Origin of the sequence: Snodgrassella alvi, assembly GCF_002777745.1 — a bacterium.
GTDB classification, from domain to species: Bacteria; Pseudomonadota; Gammaproteobacteria; order Burkholderiales; family Neisseriaceae; genus Snodgrassella; species Snodgrassella alvi_D.
In genome coordinates this window covers 41,766-57,922 of sequence record NZ_MEIO01000001.1, presented here as the reverse complement: position 1 = coordinate 57,922, position 16,157 = coordinate 41,766, and the positions used below count along the sequence as shown (strand labels likewise).

Sequence of the window (16,157 nt, the reverse complement as noted above, 5' to 3'; positions counted from 1 at the left end):
CATGAACACTACTATCTTTATCTCTGATTTACATCTTTCCGAACATACGCCCCGATTAAATGAATTATTTCAGCATTGCCTGCATGAATGGAAAGGTAATATTGATGCCCTATATATACTAGGCGATTTCTTCGATGTATGGATTGGTGATGATGATGACAGTGATTTTATCCGTCGCATTAAAACCGAGCTCAAAACTTTCACTACTAGTACCCCAGTTTATTTTATTCACGGCAATCGCGATTTCCTGCTAGGCGAAAAATTTGCAGCTGAAAGCGGTATAAAGCTACTGACAGCTCCTCAGCAAATAAATCTGTATAATCACAATTATATAATTATGCATGGTGATGAACTATGCACTGATGATGTTGCCTATCAGCAATTCCGTGCTCAATCTCGCAATCCGCTGTGGCAAATGGCTGTACTAAATAAACCCATTGCTGAACGACGTTTACTGGCCGGACAAATCCGCCAGATGAGTGAAACGCGCAAAAGCAATGAAGGTAAAAGCGAAATCTCCGACGTGACTGAAAGTGCTATTCATAACTTGATGGCTAGTCATGCTCAGGCCACTCTGCCTACACTGATTCACGGCCATACTCACCGCCCTGCCGTGCACGAATCAAAGTTAAACAACCAACCTTTCAAGCGTTACGTAATACAGGATTGGAGTGAAAACTACGGCGGCTATCTGGCTGTTGACGCAGAAGGCGTACACATACACGAGCTTAAGCTTTAATCAGATTTATTGATTTTTATGCGAAGATAATTACCGCTCAAATTTATCATTTCCGCCAACTCTACCCTGTCCATGTATACACAACAAAGCCGTACTAAATAATAGCAGTATGGTTTTGTTCAACCTTTTCTTCTTGCAGTTTGGTTCAATACTCGCAGTATCATCACGAAACTTTCTGCACGAAAGCACATCAGAAGTATTAGAAATTCATGTTTGCTGTAGATTCAGTAGTAAGTATTCCATATTTATCTGACCAGTTGAACCGGAATATTGTCTGATCACGGCAACATTGATTGAAATAAAAAAACCGTGTTTTGGAAAACACGGTTTAAGTAAGCAAGAACGTTTTACTATTTGCTTCCACGCATTAAATCAAAGAAGTCTGCGTTATTTTTAGACTGTTTTAATTTATCAATAATAAATTCCATTGCCTCGATATCATCCATTGGGTGCAGGAATTTACGCAATAGCCACATTTTCTGCAAATGCTCGTTGGAAACCAACAATTCTTCGCGGCGAGTGCCAGAACGGTTGATATTGATTGCTGGGAATAGACGTTTTTCAGCCATGCGTCGATCCAGATGCAACTCCATATTGCCTGTACCCTTGAATTCCTCATAAATCACATCATCCATACGACTACCAGTTTCAACCAGTGCAGTAGCGATAATTGTTAATGAGCCACCTTCTTCTACATTACGGGCTGCACCAAAAAAACGTTTGGGACGATGCAGGGCGTTCGCATCAATACCACCGGTAAGAATTTTGCCAGAAGCCGGAATAACAGTATTGTATGCTCGCGCCAGACGGGTAATCGAATCCAGCAGAATAATTACATCCTTTTTATGCTCCACCAGACGTTTGGCTTTTTCAATCACCATTTCTGCTACCTGTACATGACGAGTAGCTGGTTCATCAAAGGTAGAAGAAACCACTTCACCGCGAACTGAGCGGGTCATTTCAGTTACTTCTTCAGGACGTTCATCAATTAGCAGCACAAGAAGCTCTGCTTCAGGATAGTTGGCCGTAATCGCATGGGCAATGTTTTGCAACATCACTGTTTTACCAGATTTTGGCGGTGCCACGAGTAAGGCTCGCTGACCAAAACCAATCGGAGCAATCAGATCAATGGCGCGGCCAGTGAGATTTTCACCAGAACGAATATCCCGTTCCAGCACAAACTGGCGGTCTGGAAATAATGGCGTCAGATTTTCAAACAGAATTTTATGTTTACACACATCTGGATTGTCTCCATTGATCTTATCCAGACGTACCAACGCAAAATAACGTTCATTATCTTTAGGTACACGTACACTGCCCTCAATCGTGTCACCAGTATGCAGATTGAAGCGACGAATCTGGCTTGGGCTGACATAAATGTCATCTGGCCCGGCCAAATAGGATGTATCCATACTGCGCAGAAAACCAAAGCCGTCGGGAAGAATTTCCAGCGTACCGGAACAGGTAAACGCCTCTCCCTGCTTCATTTTAATGCGCACAATCGCAAAAACAAGGTCTTGTTTGCGTAAACGGTTGGCATTTTCGATGCCAAATTCTTCAGCTATGCCCAATAATTCAGACACATGTAGGTTTTGTAATTCAGAAACGTGCATAAAGATATAAATGAACTTATTTATTAGAATTTAAGATAAAATGAGTCAGAGACTCATAATAATTCCAGTTACCGAGCCTTATATACATGGTGCATGCAAAAGAATGGTAAGGTTTTTATTGAAAGTCGATTTGGTTTAAACCCGCCACAATAGACATTAAACTAAGATTTAGAATTGACCTCTTCTTATGAGATGCAATTCTATTCTGCCAGTCTGATAGTGTCAAGCCATTATCAACATTCAAACAACACTGTAACAAGCATACCCGCAAAATGAAAATCTGACATCCATCAAATATCATTTGATTAAACAAGCATAATATTTTTTTATTTCTTCATGGAAACATTCATAGAAGTAGCTCAAGTAAGCCATAATTCAGGTTAATATAATTTGTTTATTGTTATAAAATTCATTAATTTTTAACGATATACTGTTATTCAAGGAGTCTGCATACCTTATTATTAATTTTAGTATACTAGTGTAAAACAAAGATGAAGGTGTCAGAAAGACAACAGTTTTAGCCAATTTGTTCTGCTGCGACAAAACACCAAAATAACTTACTGTGATCACCCATATTTTCAAAAATGATATTAATTATTACCAACCAGTCCCCAGTAGAACTTGATGTCTGAAAACATGCCTTTTATCAGTTTTAAAAGCATTGTAGCCATATTTTTGCCTTCACTTAATTGTTTTATGTAAAGCAGAAAATTTGTTTTTTCTTGATGGCTGTTATAATTACTCCTCTTCCAACGTTTAGAAAGAAATTATGAAACACTTGCCTTTCACCATTATGGGAATCACCACTCTGCTGGCTGTATCAGCCTGTAATTCCGCTGATAATGGTTATAAAAATAACAGCAATGAGCCGGTAACTGCTTCTGTTTCAGCTACACGAAACCCACAGGTGGCAGGAGATGAGTTTCTGGCCAAAAACAAAACGGCAACAGGAGTAAAAACCACTGCTTCAGGTTTACAATACAAAGTTAATCATCAAGGATCAGGTAAAAAACCTAAGGCTACAGATATGGTTACTGTACTGTATGAAGGCCGGTTAATTGATGGCACAGTATTTGACAGCACGGCGCAACGAAATAATCAACCAGCCACATTTCCGCTTAATGCTGTTATTCCAGGCTGGACTGAAGGTCTGCAATTAATGTCCGAAGGAAGTGAATTTACTTTTTATATTCCAGCAAATTTAGCTTATGGTGAACAAAGTCCAACAAGTGCCATTCCAGCTAATAGCGTATTAATTTTCGATGTAAAACTGATTAAAGTTGGTGAATAAAGAATCGCAGAAGTTAGTAATGAAAAAAGCACTCAAATACTTGAGTGCTTTTTTCTAATCTGGCTCCCCGACCAGGGCTCGAACCTGGGACCTGCGGATTAACAGTCCGTCGCTCTACCGACTGAGCTATCAGGGAATGAGGCGAGATTATAGCGTTTGTAATTTTTCTGTCAAGCTTTTTAAACAAATTTGTTGTACAAATTTTATTAAGTATATAATTTCACAGTAGATAATTAAATATTGATAAACAAGTTAAATTGATTTATTCAGCCTGCTCCTGTCCAAGAATCATTGTTCCGACACCGTTATCAGTAAATATTTCCAGCAAAAGAGCATGTGGAACGCGCCCATCAATAATATGAGTATTGTGCACTCCATGCATAGCAGCCTGTAATGCACCATTGATTTTGGGCAGCATGCCATCTTGCAAAGTGCCATCGGCAATTAGTGCTTTGATATCATTAGGTGTTAAACGACTCAATAACCGATTGTTTTTATCAAGTACTCCGATGGTATTGGTAAGCATAATCAACTTTTCTGCCTCCAAGCTTTCTGCCAGCTTACCGGCCACTACATCAGCATTGATGTTAAACGCCTCTCCTCGCTCACCTACACCAATAGGTGCCACAACAGGAATATAACCATGTTCTACCACTTCCTTTATCAAAGCAGTGTCTATTGCTTTAACTTCCCCAACCTGCCCAATATCCTGCTGCACATTTTCAGGCGTAGTGATGAACAGTTTTTCAGCTTTGATAAAATGATTATCTCGGCCAGTAATTCCCACTGCATGACCACCATGCAGATTTAGCAAAGAAGTAATTTCCTTATTGACCCAGCCGCCCAGCACCATTTCCACTATATCCATAGTTTCACTGTCAGTGACCCGCATACCCTGAATAAAGTGATTTTCCTTGCCCATTTTGCGTAACATTTGATTAATCTGTGGACCACCACCATGTACAATAATTGGATGAATACCCACTAGCTTGAGTAATACTACATCCTTAGCAAAATTCTCTTTCAATTGTGGATCAGTCATGGCATTTCCACCATATTTAATTACCATTGTCGCCCCAGAAAAGCGACGGATATATGGCAACGCCTCAGCAAGAATATTTGCTTTGGTTTTAGCTTCGATAATATTAAGACCAATAATACTGTCTGTACACATTGTTTCTCCTAGTATGAATTAATCGTTTCTCTGCTTGGTAAAGTTAAGTTTATATCTGGTTTCGATAAAATAAAACCATATTTTTCATCAGAAGATTAATTCATGTGCTTGAAACATTTAAGAAGTGCAAGAAAACAGGCTATTTTTTTATATTAGAAAGTAAAACAGGACAAATTTCAGATAAGTGTACATTAAACAGTGGGGTTAAATTTATCTTGATTTATAACGAGAATCAGTAAAGAAAATCTGGCAAACCGCTGAAGCAGAAATAATTAATCCAGCCGTGCAAGACAGGCACCGGTACTAAAAAAAGTACTTAGAATTGCCTGTGCTGAAACCTGATCCAATACCTGCTTACGCTTTTTGCCAAATACATTGGCTTCTCTTAACAGACTATCAGCCACAACAGATGTCCATCGCTCATCTACCCAATATACAGGTAAATGAAAGCGACCATGTAACCGGTTACCAAATCGTCGACATAATGCGGTAGCATCATCATCTGCACCATCCGCATGTGTGGGTAAGCCTACAACTAAAGCCTGAGGCTGCCATTCTTTAATTAGTGCTGCAATACGGCTGAAACGTTCTTCATTACTGACAGTTGCAATGGTTTCCAGCGGATGTACAGTAGCTAGCTCAGCTTCTCCTACAGCCACACCAATTCGTGCGGTGCCAAAATCAAAGCCCAAAATGGTACCACGCTGTATGGAAGGTATAATTAACTCAGGCATGACCCATCAATCCGCTCAGATTGGTAATATCGATGTTCAATAACTGTAATGCCGCCTTATAACGTTGCTTATAAGGCATATCAAACAGAATTTGTGTGTCAGCCGGCGTCGTGATCCAGCTATTATTTGCAATCTCCTGCTCAAGTTGGCCGGCCGTCCAGCTTGAATAGCCGATGGTGGCTACAGCCTTATTTACTTCATTTTCCTGAGTAAGCCCCATAATAATATCGCGTGAAGTAGTCATGGCAATATCATCAGTGACCATTAAACTATTTTCCCATGATCCAGCAGGAGTATGCACCAAAAAACCTCTGTCTACTTGAACAGGACCACCCATCAGTACATTTTGACCATGAAAACGTTCTGGCGTAGGTGTCTTGGCAGAATCAAACAGCAAATCCATTATAATCGGCGATGGTTTATTGACAATAATACCCATGGCACCTTCTGCACTATGTTCACAAAGATAAATCACGCTTTCTTTAAAAAACGGATCCTCCATCGCAGGCATAGCAATCAGAAAGTGATTAGTCAGAGAAAAACTGGTAGAAGCGCCTTGTTGTGCAGCCATATTGAGCTTATCCATGAAAATGATATCAGACTATACAAAATTAATTTATCGTTAAATTGGGTCTGTCTGGCAGTTTCTCAAGCCAGTGCTTTTCGCTATAATCATATCTTACTCTAAATTGGATTATTTTATCCGGTTCTTAAAAGCAGATTCACACAGAGATATTAATGGCAGCTTATTCAAAGCAGCCTGCAAATCATCACAGAAAGGCCAACTGTGTCATTAACCAAACCGATTGTTCTTTTAATACTGGATGGTTTCGGCCATCGTGCCGAGGGTGATGATAATGCCATTTTGCTGGCACATACACCTCATATTGACCATTATCGTCATCATTACGCTTATGGCACTATCGATGCTTCAGAACGTATGGTTGGTTTACCTGCGGGTCAGTTTGGTAACTCCGAAGTAGGTCATCTGAATATTGGTGCCGGACGGATTGTGCCACAAGATATTACCCGCATTGATATGGCGATTGAAGAACATACACTTGAACATAATCCAGTATTGCAACAGGCATGGAATAACCCTAATCGCACTGTGCATCTGTTAGGACTGTTTTCCGACGGTGGCGTACATAGCCACATAGAGCATTTTTTTGCAGTAATGGATGCAGCAATAGCAGCAGGTATGCAGAAGATTGTTGTTCATCCGTTTTTGGATGGCCGTGACACTCCTCCTCAAAGTGCCCGCCCCTATCTGCAACGTCTGGAACATTATATGCAGCAGCATCCGCAAGTATTATGTGGTGCTGTAGTTGGGCGTTTCTTTGCCATGGACAGGGATAACCGCTGGGATCGTGTAGAAGCGGCATATAATGCATTGTTTGGCGACACCTCTTATCAGGCTGTTTCACCAGTATCTGCGCTGGAAGCGGCATATGCTCGAGGTGAACAGGATGAGTTTGTTAAACCCACAATTGTCAGTCCACAGGCAGGCATAATTGATGGCGATGCCATTTTATTTCTGAATTTCCGTGCCGACCGTGCGCGTGAATTAACACAGGCGCTTACCTTTACCGATTTTACCGGTTTTGAACGTAAACATCAGGTACAGCCCGGATATTTTGCCAGCATTACTGCTTATGGTACACAGTTTGCTCATCCGGTGATGTTTGGACGTCAATCAGTAAATAATGGTCTGGGCGAATTTCTGGCTGCACAAGGAGTTAGCCAACTTCGTATAGCCGAAACAGAAAAATACCCACATGTAACCTATTTTTTCAGTGGCGGACGGGAAGAACCTTATATTGGCGAAGAACGAATTATGATACCGTCGCCAAAAGTAACTACATACGATTTACAACCGCAGATGAGCGCCATCGGCATTACTGAGCAGATTATCGACAGCCTGCAACATCATCGTCATGACGTTATTATTTGTAATTTTGCCAATGGTGACATGGTTGGCCATACTGGTTCACTTGATGCAGCCATCAAGGCAGTGGAGACCCTGGATAGCTGTGTAGCTCATGTGGTTGAGGCGGCACTGGCTGCAGGTGGAGAAGTTATCATTACAGCAGACCATGGTAACTGTGAGCACATGTACGATGAGCAGAATCAGCAGCCTCATACTCAGCATACCATTGAACCAGTACCATTTATATACATTGGACGGAAAGCCACAATCCGCACTGGCGGTGCCCTTAAAGACGTAGCACCTTCATTATTAACTGCTCTGGGACTGGCACCACCAACAGAAATGACTGGCCAAAACCTGATTGAATTTGCAGATAAATAATGAAAGCGCCAATCAGATTCTATCTAGTCTGTTGCAGTATTGTTACATCTGTATCCATGGCAGCCAATAACCAGAAAATACAGCCAACTGGTGAACTCAAACAAATTCATCAGGCTATATCAGTAACACAGAATCAGATTAGTAAAACTACGGTAGAACAGAAAAAAATCGATGCCTCAATGGCGGCTACCAGCCAGCAGCTGGATCGTGCCAAGAATGAACTTAGCCGTATCCAGCTGCAGCACCGAGTCAGTATGCGGCAATTACAAATATTGCAAACTGATCTGGATAAAACCCGTACTCAGATTGCCGAAACTCAGACCCAGATAGCACGTTTGCTCAATGCACATTATCGCAACCGTCAACCTAACAGCGTGTATTTAATCTTAAAAAAAGATCCATCAGATCAGAAAGGCCGGTCTTTACAATACATTCGTTACTTGAATAAAGCTAATGAACAGGTTATTCAACACCTGCGTGAGCAGCAGATGCGTATGAATGCCCAGCAACAGGCAGTCAGCATTCAGCAAAAACAGCTGGCTTCATTGCAGCAAAAACAGCAGCAACTTATTAACAAATTGCAAGCCCAGCATACGAGCCAGCAAAGTAAATCCAGCATTCTTAACCAGCAATTATCCTTGCAGAATAAAAAGCTACAATCGTTAAAAGCAGATGAAAAACGATTGAACAATCTGCTCAGTCGCCTGTCTGCACAGGCAACCATGCGCCGTCTGGCTCAGGCTCCTGCCAACTCCACCAAGCCAAATAATACTCATAAATCAAAAACATCCAGTCAATCGCCTACAACCACCACTGCTAATAATATCAATGTAGATAGCACTAAATTACCTTCTACTTTAACCGCTGAAGATATGGCTTTACAGGCTACGGAAAGCATAAAATTACCAGTAAACAAAGGACTAGCACAAAAACAGGGACATCTACCACACCCAGTTAACGGTACTGTCATCGGGAAGTTTGGCGAGAGCAGACCGAATGGTGGTATCTGGAAAGGCCTGTTTTTTTCCTGCAATAATGTTGTTGTACATAGTATCACTAGTGGTTCAGTTGCCTATGCAGCATTCTTACAAGGCTATGGCAAAACCGTTATTATTGATCATGGTGAAGGCTATATCAGCATTTACACGGGCTTATCTTCTATCAATATCTCTGCCGGTAATGTGGTTGGCGCTGGTCAAAACATTGGTATAAGTGGTAAATTACCGGATGGTCAAAACGGATTGTATTTTGAAATTCGTTACCATAATCAAGCAATGAACCCATTATCATGGATACGTTGACGCAGTTTATGGCAGTATGCTATTACCTCTATAACTTTAATGGTGTACACTTTGTTCGATTTTGAATTTTTATAAATTCTCGTTATAAAAAAATATTTACTCCCTGAATTATTGTCGTTATCAGAAAGAACAATAGAAATAATGGCTAAATCTAGATTAAAAAAAGCTGCTTTATATACATTAGGTGCTTTCAGTGGCGTGATTCTTACCCTGAGTTTACAAGGCTATGCCAATGAAAAATCCGAAGCTTTACCAGTACAATCTCTGCATACTATGGCTGAAGTATATGGACAGATTAAAGCCAATTATGTCGAGAATAAAACCGATGATGCAATTCTGGAAGGTGCGATGAAAGGTATGGTCAATAATCTTGACCCGCACTCAGAATACCTGACTGTTAAAGATTATTCCGATTTGCAAGAAAGCACCACTGGTGAATTTGGTGGTTTGGGCATGGAGATCAGTTCGGAAGACGGATTGATTAAAATAGTCGCACCAATTGAGGATACCCCTGCTGATCGCGCTGGTATTAAAAGCGGAGACTACATTGTTAAAATCAACAATGAATCCACCCGCAACATGACAGCCACCGAAGCTGTGAAAAAAATGCGTGGTAAACCAGGAACCAGCATTACGCTGACATTGGCTCGCAAGGATGAGACTCAACCTATCGTAGTACACCTGACACGAGCAATTATTAAAGTTAAAAGTGTGCGCTACAAACTACTGGAGCCAGATTATGGCTATGTACGTATTACCCAGTTTCAGGAACACACAGTAAGTCTGCTGGCGGATGCCATCAGCAATCTGGAAAAACAGAACAAGCAGCACTTAAAAGGTCTGGTACTGGATTTACGTGATGACCCAGGTGGTTTATTAAACAGCGCTGTTGGCGTATCCGCAGTATTCTTGAAACCTGGAGTAAAAGTGGTCAGCACCAAAAACCGGGATAAAAAGGAAGGAATGGTTTTAAAAGCAATTCCACAGGATTATATTGTAAAAGGCAACGACCCACTGCTTAATATACCTGATGAGTTAAAAACCATCCCAATTACGGTTCTGGTTAATTCAGGTACTGCCTCGGCTTCAGAAATCGTTTCCGGTGCATTACAGGATTACAAGCGTGCCGTGATTGTGGGTACACAGAGTTTTGGTAAAGGTTCTGTGCAAACTGTTATTCCATTATCCAATGGTGGCGCAGTTAAACTCACCACAGCTTTATACTACACGCCTAATGATCGCTCTATACAGGCACAAGGCATCGTACCTGACGTAGAAGTAAAAGATAAAAACCGCAAATTTGAAAGCCGCGAGGCTGATTTGGGTGGGCATTTGAGTAACCCATTGGGAGGTAAGGAAGTTAACGGCGAGCTACTGGGCGGCCACAAAAAATCTACCTCTGCTACGGCAACAAGTGAACCTGCAACTCAGGATACAGATGGTAATACTGATAAAGAAAGCTCCAAGGACATTAAAACCAATGTACCATCAGCTGACTCAGACCCAAATGGTAAAGTTACCAATGCTGCCAGTAAAAAAGACAGCAAGAAAAAAGATGAAGAAGATTGGCTGGCACGACGTGAACCCAATCCAGCTAAAGATGTACAATTAAAAGCTGCTCTTGATTTGGTAAAAGACCCTGTTAAATGGAATCAATCACTGGGACTGGCGGCCAAAAAGCCTGTTAAAACCACTGATAAAAAAGATAAGAAATAAATAACATCGTTAAAAAAAACAGATAGCAAAGCTATCTGTTTTTTATTGTGATTACAACAAAGCATTAATGTAATCTGCAAAACCATTTAATACTGTCTGGGATTTTTATTTTATTTTCTACAGCTTTTATTACATCAATTATTTAGAGGCGTATGCTTTATTTCAGGTTTTACTGAGAAATCCTATCTAATTAAAAAATAAATATACTTTAACTTATTCTTGAGCCATCAAAACCTACTGCTTTTTTATTTTTATGTGATTAATTAAAAATCCACCACTAATCTTAAAACAGCTCTGCGATAGCTTTTACACTTTTCTACACGATACAAAGAAAAGACTGAAATACAGAAAATACGGGTATTTAATAAGGGGAAAATGTCAAAAATTTCAAATTCAGACTTGAAACTCTTTGCATATAAACTAAACTGTACAATTGTTTAAACCTTTTGAGCAAATCATAAATAAGATTTAAGCACTATTTGAATTATGGTTAAAAGTCTGTTTTATACTTTAGGTAATGAGATATTTGTATATTTGGGACGTAAATAGTTTTTTGCTTTAAATTTTAACAACAGTACCAATACTCTGAAAGGCTACGGGAAATTACATTTCCCACTATTGCAAATGATAATTTTTCTAAATATCAAAGCTAATGGAAATAGCTATAATTGTCCACGAAAGACAAAATTCAAATAACAAGCGCCAGACAGTGAAATGCAGAATTAAGCAGAATCATCACATAACATGATTTACTTTACAATATTGAAGAAAAATCTGTAATTGGTTCAACGTTAAGCAATTATTAAAATACCATTTCACTCCTTAATTATTGCTATATAATCAGACCACAATCAGGTACTAGCTTAGGAGATATCTTCCCTTGGAGTAGTTAAACTGATTACAATGTATCTATACTTAACAAAATATAGTTAAACATAATATATAATTTAGAACTTGTTATCTTTTGTAAAAAAAATTGACGAAAAATAGCAATTGTTATGAAATAATTACCGTACTTGGCATACACTTTCTAAAATAACAAATACGAAACTACCCACTGATGGATAGCCGCATCACCGGTCATGCCAAACTGTAGGTTTTTTTGAAGATATTGATTGCCGATGTACTAATCTGCTATTGAGCAGCACTACATAATAAAACTTCATCTACTGGAAAAATAGAAAGGAATTACATTAATGGATAATTCAAATAACCATAAAAAACACCGAAACAACGATAAAGTTATCACTACCTTAAAAGGTCTGGCACCTATGGAACCTAGCGAAAAACTCGTTAAAACAAAATATCCAATCGTACTTGTACATGGGTTATTTGGTTTCGACCGAATTATGGGATACCCATATTTCTTTAATATTGCTGAATCTTTAAAAAAACAAGGTACTGAAGTTTATACTGTTGCAGTTTCAGCTACTAATTCAACTGAAATACGTGGTGAACAGTTGCTGGCTGAAGTTAAAAAAATACTGAAAAAAACTCGTGCTCAAAAAGTAAATCTGATTGGTCATAGCCAAGGTGCGCCTACTTGCCGTTATGTTGCTGCGATCCATCCTGAAATAGTCGGCTCAGTAACTTCTGTAAATGGTGTAAATTTCGGTTCTGAAATTGCAGATTTAATGTTGGAAATTCTTTCTGGCAAATTGGTTGGCCCTACTGCTGATGTCATTGTTGAAACATTTATGAAGTTTATTGGTCTATTTAGTACTAAGCCATGTTTACCACAAGATTTTAGAAGCGCACTAAAAAGCTTGTCGACTAAAGGTACTAATGCGTTTAATAAAAAATATCCGCAAGGTCTGCCCGAACAATGGGGTGGCGAGGGTAAAGAGCTAGAAACTAATGGTGTTTACTACTATTCTTGGAGTGGTATCATTAAATCAAAACCACTGAATGAAGGTTTAAATCTGGCAGATCCATCTCATACTATTTTGGCTGCATTAGGTACCTTCTTCAAAAAAGAGCGTAAACAAAATGATGGTCTGGTCGGCCGTTATAGCACTCACTTGGGTAAAGTTATCTGTTCTAACTACCAGATGGATCATCTCGATGCAATCAATCAAATTGCTGGTGTGCATCCGATTAAACCAGATCCGGTAAAACTTTATTTGGAACATGCTGCACGCTTGAAATCTAAAGGCCTATAAATTATATTTATGAGCAAAAGCTGGATCCTGTGATTTTATAGGGTTCAGCTTTTTTTATTTATATTTGGCGTTTATTTGTTAGTGCTGTGTGGGAATTAAGCTGAATTTAAATAACTAAATATTAACAAGCACACTGTTGGAAATACTGAGTTGTTTATTTTTATTATTAACATACTTCTGTAAATACATTAACAACAGTTAGCAGTCGATAATAGTTTTTTCTTTTTATTGCAATATTGAATGATTTTATAAATAGAGTTAATTTTTTTAATGTTGCTGTTGATTTTAGGGGATACAGTCAGAAAAAGAAAACAAATGGGTTATGTCACCAGAAGTAGAGGCACAGAAACAGCAGCAAATAGATAATGAACGAAAGGCGAAAATTAATACATTGTTATCCGTTGCTACTGACAAACTTGCAGCGTATCAGGATATGATTGATTTTGCAGGTATCGAAGAAGAAACGATGGAAGCACAAAAGGGGCTGTTTGCTTGGCGGAAGTATCGAGCTGCCTTATTGAAGTATCAGAAAGGTTTAATTTCTGAATTACCGAGCACGCCAGAGGAGTAACAAAAAAGTACAAAACAATGCGCCAGTGATATTGCTGGGGCGATACATAAAGAATCAGCAAAAAGGTGTAAAAGTTTTCGCCGTCCAACAACCACTCAGCTCAGTAATTACAGCAGGATTTCCCTGAAATGCTACTATCTCATAAATATACTGGGTGAATATCAAATTTGTATTGCATGTATTGCAAAAATTTAGATAATTTGCATTAGAAATTTCCAGCATTAATTGGAATTGATTCACTAATAACAACCGGCATTTCAGCCGTTCGAATAGACTTATTGTGCGAAAAATTTATACATTCAGCAAGTTATAAATAAAGGCCGCTAGTTGTTAACTATCGGTCTTGGGCATCATTAGAGGAAATGATATCTTGTACATCTTTCTAAAAAAGAAAAGAACGGACTACAATACAGAAAACACGGACATTCTTAAGAGTGAAATACTGAAAAGTTCAAATTTAACTCTTAAACTATCTTACACATATAATGCGCGAACTTTTTATATCATTAGAACAAAGTTTAAACTATATTTAAATTGTGGTTAAAATCCTGCTCTATAGCTATAAATAACATGTTTTTCTTGTTATAAGCATAAAAATTTATTGCCTTAGATTTTATAAGCAATGTCAACGTCCTGAGATTTGTCAGATTCATAATATACTAATTAAATTTACCGCTATTACGGATGATGATTTTCAAAATACAAATGCAAGTGAAAACATCTGTAATAATCAGAGATAGAGAAACAAAGTACAAACAAATGTTTGATACCAAAATACATAGTTTAAAGCATAACAGCATACACCAGATATAAAGGATTTTGCGGCTAGGTGTATTGCATCTGCTGAGTTCAAGAATATTCTTGTAACTGCATAATTGGGAAAAATCATCGCACCATATAATTTAATTTTCAATATTGAAAAATCTGCAATTGGTTCAGCATAAAGTCCCCGTAAAATGCTACTTTGCCTCTTAATGTTGCCGTTGCATCACTTCACAATTCACACTGGGCTTGGATATGTTTACCATTGCAGTACAAAAAACAATCTAATCCATATAAAATATTAACAAAATATTTCTTTTAATATAATTTAATGCATATATTAAATTTTAAATTACCAATATTGACAAATAAAAACAATAATGATAATTTAAATATAGTACTAAGCATGCATTATCTAAAGTGGCCGAGATAACAATAATCCACTGGTAAATACTTGCGCCTGTATTCAACCACATGGGCTTTTTTTAAGATATTAGCTGCCAAAGTACTGACGCTGCAAATTAAGCAGCACTACATAGTAAAACTATATCTAATAAAACTATATCTAATAAAGGAGTTATATTCATGGATAATTCAAATAAAGAAAAACTGCATCGAAATAACGATAAAGTTGTCAGCCTTTTTGCCCTGTCTTCTTTAGGTTGTCGCCAATTGCCACTCTCTACATTAAAAGGGCTACCACCTATGGAACATTGTGCCCTTCATAAAGGAGAATTTATAACATTATCAGAAAGAACTGATAGATGTGTTACTGCCAGAGGCAAAGTTTTTAGCGATGACGATCCGGATTCCATCATAGCCGGTTACGATTATAATTATGAAATGGTGGGTTCTGAGGACGGTGAAATTGAGCTAACCTCAGAAACCAAAAATATTCTTCCTGCCCCGCGCTCGCGCAAAAATATTGGAGTGGGTGAAGTAGTCACCATCGAATCTAATGTTGGTGTGAAATGGCATATTGATAATAAACTTGTCAGCATCATCAAGCGTAAGGCTAAAGAATTATGTATCAAGGCCGGAGATAAAGGCGGCATTTGTACTATTACCGCCTCTTATAAACGCAAAGGCAAGACCATTACCAAAAATGTTAAATTTAGTATTGCAGAACCTAAAAGCCTGCGATATTCTCTGGGCGATTATCAGGATTATAATTTCCCAAATAAAAAAGGTTCGATGCTTTATCACCCAAAAGATACTTATCTGGGAATCGTGGGCTTAAAAATTCAACTACTTCCTACCTCAGTTAACTTTAGTGAGGTTTTGGTGCGGGAAGTGAACTGCGCTTCTGTTAATACAGGCTATTTTAAGGATATTATTAAAGGTGTTATATGTCATATAGGACCTCCTACAAATAACCAATGTTCTGGCTTCGGTGAAGCAAGCAAATTTAATGTTAAAAATAATAAAGTCAATATTGCTAATACTTTTGATACTGTGGGTGGAGGAGAGGATAGTCCCGTTGCCAATATCGGAGATGGAGGTGCTATGAAATTGACTATCCCACTTGAATGGAGTCTGGTCAATTCTGATAACTGGAAAAGTATGGGAAATGTAAAACAGGATCTAGTGCTCTCGGCCAATGGCAATATCACAGTCTCTAAAGGTAATTTTAGCCGTACATTTTATAGAGGTAATGATTATCCAGATCCTACATTTGTCAATCATAAAAAAGGCAATCTCAAACAAAAATCAAATTAATTTTTGGTCGATTGTATAAACCTTAATCAAAAGCAATGTATTAGATACATTGCTTTTGATTAAA

The 16,157-nt window shown here is 38.5% G+C and carries 11 protein-coding genes, 1 tRNA gene and 1 pseudogene; 8 read left to right on the top strand and 5 right to left on the bottom strand.

Annotated elements, in window-relative coordinates; translation table 11 throughout:
- The first annotated feature begins 1 nt into the window (after position 1).
- Positions 2-739 carry a UDP-2,3-diacylglucosamine diphosphatase gene (locus tag BHC51_RS00245; protein WP_100153055.1) on the top strand — a complete coding sequence of 246 codons (738 nt, stop codon included), beginning with the start codon at positions 2-4 and terminating at the stop codon, positions 737-739.
- 350 nt (positions 740-1,089) lie between these two features.
- Here BHC51_RS00245 and rho read toward each other — a convergent pair whose 3' ends face one another.
- Entirely contained in the window at positions 1,090-2,352 is a 1,263-nt protein-coding gene (rho, locus tag BHC51_RS00240) for a transcription termination factor Rho (RefSeq protein WP_100099040.1), read from the bottom strand.
- Between the two features lie 889 nt (positions 2,353-3,241).
- Between rho and BHC51_RS00235 the strand changes: the two are divergent.
- Positions 3,242-3,643: pseudogene (locus BHC51_RS00235) on the top strand (FKBP-type peptidyl-prolyl cis-trans isomerase); the annotation flags it as partial.
- A gap of 60 nt (positions 3,644-3,703) precedes the next feature.
- On the opposite strand, the gene BHC51_RS00230 reads toward BHC51_RS00235, so the two are convergent.
- The 4 genes from BHC51_RS00230 to BHC51_RS00215 form a co-directional block, all read right to left on the bottom strand.
- Positions 3,704-3,779 (bottom strand) — tRNA-Asn (locus BHC51_RS00230).
- 126 nt (positions 3,780-3,905) lie between these two features.
- Positions 3,906-4,817, bottom strand: coding sequence for an acetylglutamate kinase (gene argB / locus BHC51_RS00225; RefSeq protein WP_100153054.1), 912 nt, complete (start codon positions 4,815-4,817; stop codon positions 3,906-3,908).
- 272 nt (positions 4,818-5,089) lie between these two features.
- Positions 5,090-5,551, bottom strand: a complete 462-nt coding sequence (gene ruvX / locus BHC51_RS00220) for a Holliday junction resolvase RuvX (protein WP_373885645.1) — start codon at positions 5,549-5,551, stop codon at positions 5,090-5,092.
- Positions 5,544-6,122 carry a YqgE/AlgH family protein gene (locus BHC51_RS00215; protein ID WP_100099043.1) on the bottom strand — a complete coding sequence of 193 codons (579 nt, stop codon included), beginning with the start codon at positions 6,120-6,122 and terminating at the stop codon, positions 5,544-5,546. Before BHC51_RS00215 ends, ruvX begins: the two co-directional genes overlap by 8 nt.
- Before the next feature lie 216 nt (positions 6,123-6,338).
- Here BHC51_RS00215 and gpmI point away from each other — a divergent pair, with 216 nt between their 5' ends.
- The 6 genes from gpmI to BHC51_RS00185 all read left to right on the top strand — a co-directional run bounded on the left by gpmI (position 6,339) and on the right by BHC51_RS00185 (position 16,093).
- Entirely contained in the window at positions 6,339-7,862 is a 1,524-nt protein-coding gene (gene gpmI / locus BHC51_RS00210) for a 2,3-bisphosphoglycerate-independent phosphoglycerate mutase (RefSeq protein WP_100153053.1), read from the top strand.
- 56 nt (positions 7,863-7,918) lie between these two features.
- Positions 7,919-9,163, top strand: coding sequence for a murein hydrolase activator EnvC family protein (locus BHC51_RS00205; protein WP_218966345.1), 1,245 nt, complete (start codon positions 7,919-7,921; stop codon positions 9,161-9,163).
- Between the two features lie 141 nt (positions 9,164-9,304).
- Positions 9,305-10,879: a S41 family peptidase gene (locus tag BHC51_RS00200; protein ID WP_100153051.1), complete on the top strand. Its 1,575-nt coding sequence runs from the start codon at positions 9,305-9,307 to the stop codon at positions 10,877-10,879.
- A 1,196-nt stretch (positions 10,880-12,075) separates the two neighbouring features.
- Positions 12,076-13,041, top strand: coding sequence for an esterase/lipase family protein (locus BHC51_RS00195; RefSeq protein WP_218966344.1), 966 nt, complete (start codon positions 12,076-12,078; stop codon positions 13,039-13,041).
- Positions 13,042-13,363: 322 nt separating this feature from the next.
- On the top strand, positions 13,364-13,612 hold the full coding sequence (locus BHC51_RS00190; RefSeq protein WP_100099047.1) for a hypothetical protein: 249 nt from the start codon (positions 13,364-13,366) through the stop codon (positions 13,610-13,612).
- A gap of 1,347 nt (positions 13,613-14,959) precedes the next feature.
- Positions 14,960-16,093, top strand: coding sequence for a hypothetical protein (locus BHC51_RS00185; RefSeq protein ID WP_100153050.1), 1,134 nt, complete (start codon positions 14,960-14,962; stop codon positions 16,091-16,093).
- Positions 16,094-16,157 lie beyond the last annotated feature (64 nt).

What these genes read in the sequence shown, in the direction of transcription:
- argB (WP_100153054.1), bottom strand. Translation starts at nt 4,817, where the DNA reads ATGTGTACAGACAGTATTATTGGTCTTAATATTATCGAAGCTAAAACC.
- BHC51_RS00195 (WP_218966344.1), top strand. Translation starts at nt 12,076, where the DNA reads ATGGATAATTCAAATAACCATAAAAAACACCGAAACAACGATAAAGTT.
- BHC51_RS00215 (WP_100099043.1), bottom strand. Translation starts at nt 6,122, where the DNA reads ATGGCTGCACAACAAGGCGCTTCTACCAGTTTTTCTCTGACTAATCAC.
- BHC51_RS00185 (WP_100153050.1), top strand. Translation starts at nt 14,960, where the DNA reads ATGGATAATTCAAATAAAGAAAAACTGCATCGAAATAACGATAAAGTT.
- BHC51_RS00200 (WP_100153051.1), top strand. Translation starts at nt 9,305, where the DNA reads ATGGCTAAATCTAGATTAAAAAAAGCTGCTTTATATACATTAGGTGCT.
- BHC51_RS00190 (WP_100099047.1), top strand. Translation starts at nt 13,364, where the DNA reads ATGTCACCAGAAGTAGAGGCACAGAAACAGCAGCAAATAGATAATGAA.
- rho (WP_100099040.1), bottom strand. Translation starts at nt 2,352, where the DNA reads ATGCACGTTTCTGAATTACAAAACCTACATGTGTCTGAATTATTGGGC.
- ruvX (WP_373885645.1), bottom strand. Translation starts at nt 5,551, where the DNA reads ATGCCTGAGTTAATTATACCTTCCATACAGCGTGGTACCATTTTGGGC.
- BHC51_RS00205 (WP_218966345.1), top strand. Translation starts at nt 7,919, where the DNA reads ATGGCAGCCAATAACCAGAAAATACAGCCAACTGGTGAACTCAAACAA.
- BHC51_RS00245 (WP_100153055.1), top strand. Translation starts at nt 2, where the DNA reads ATGAACACTACTATCTTTATCTCTGATTTACATCTTTCCGAACATACG.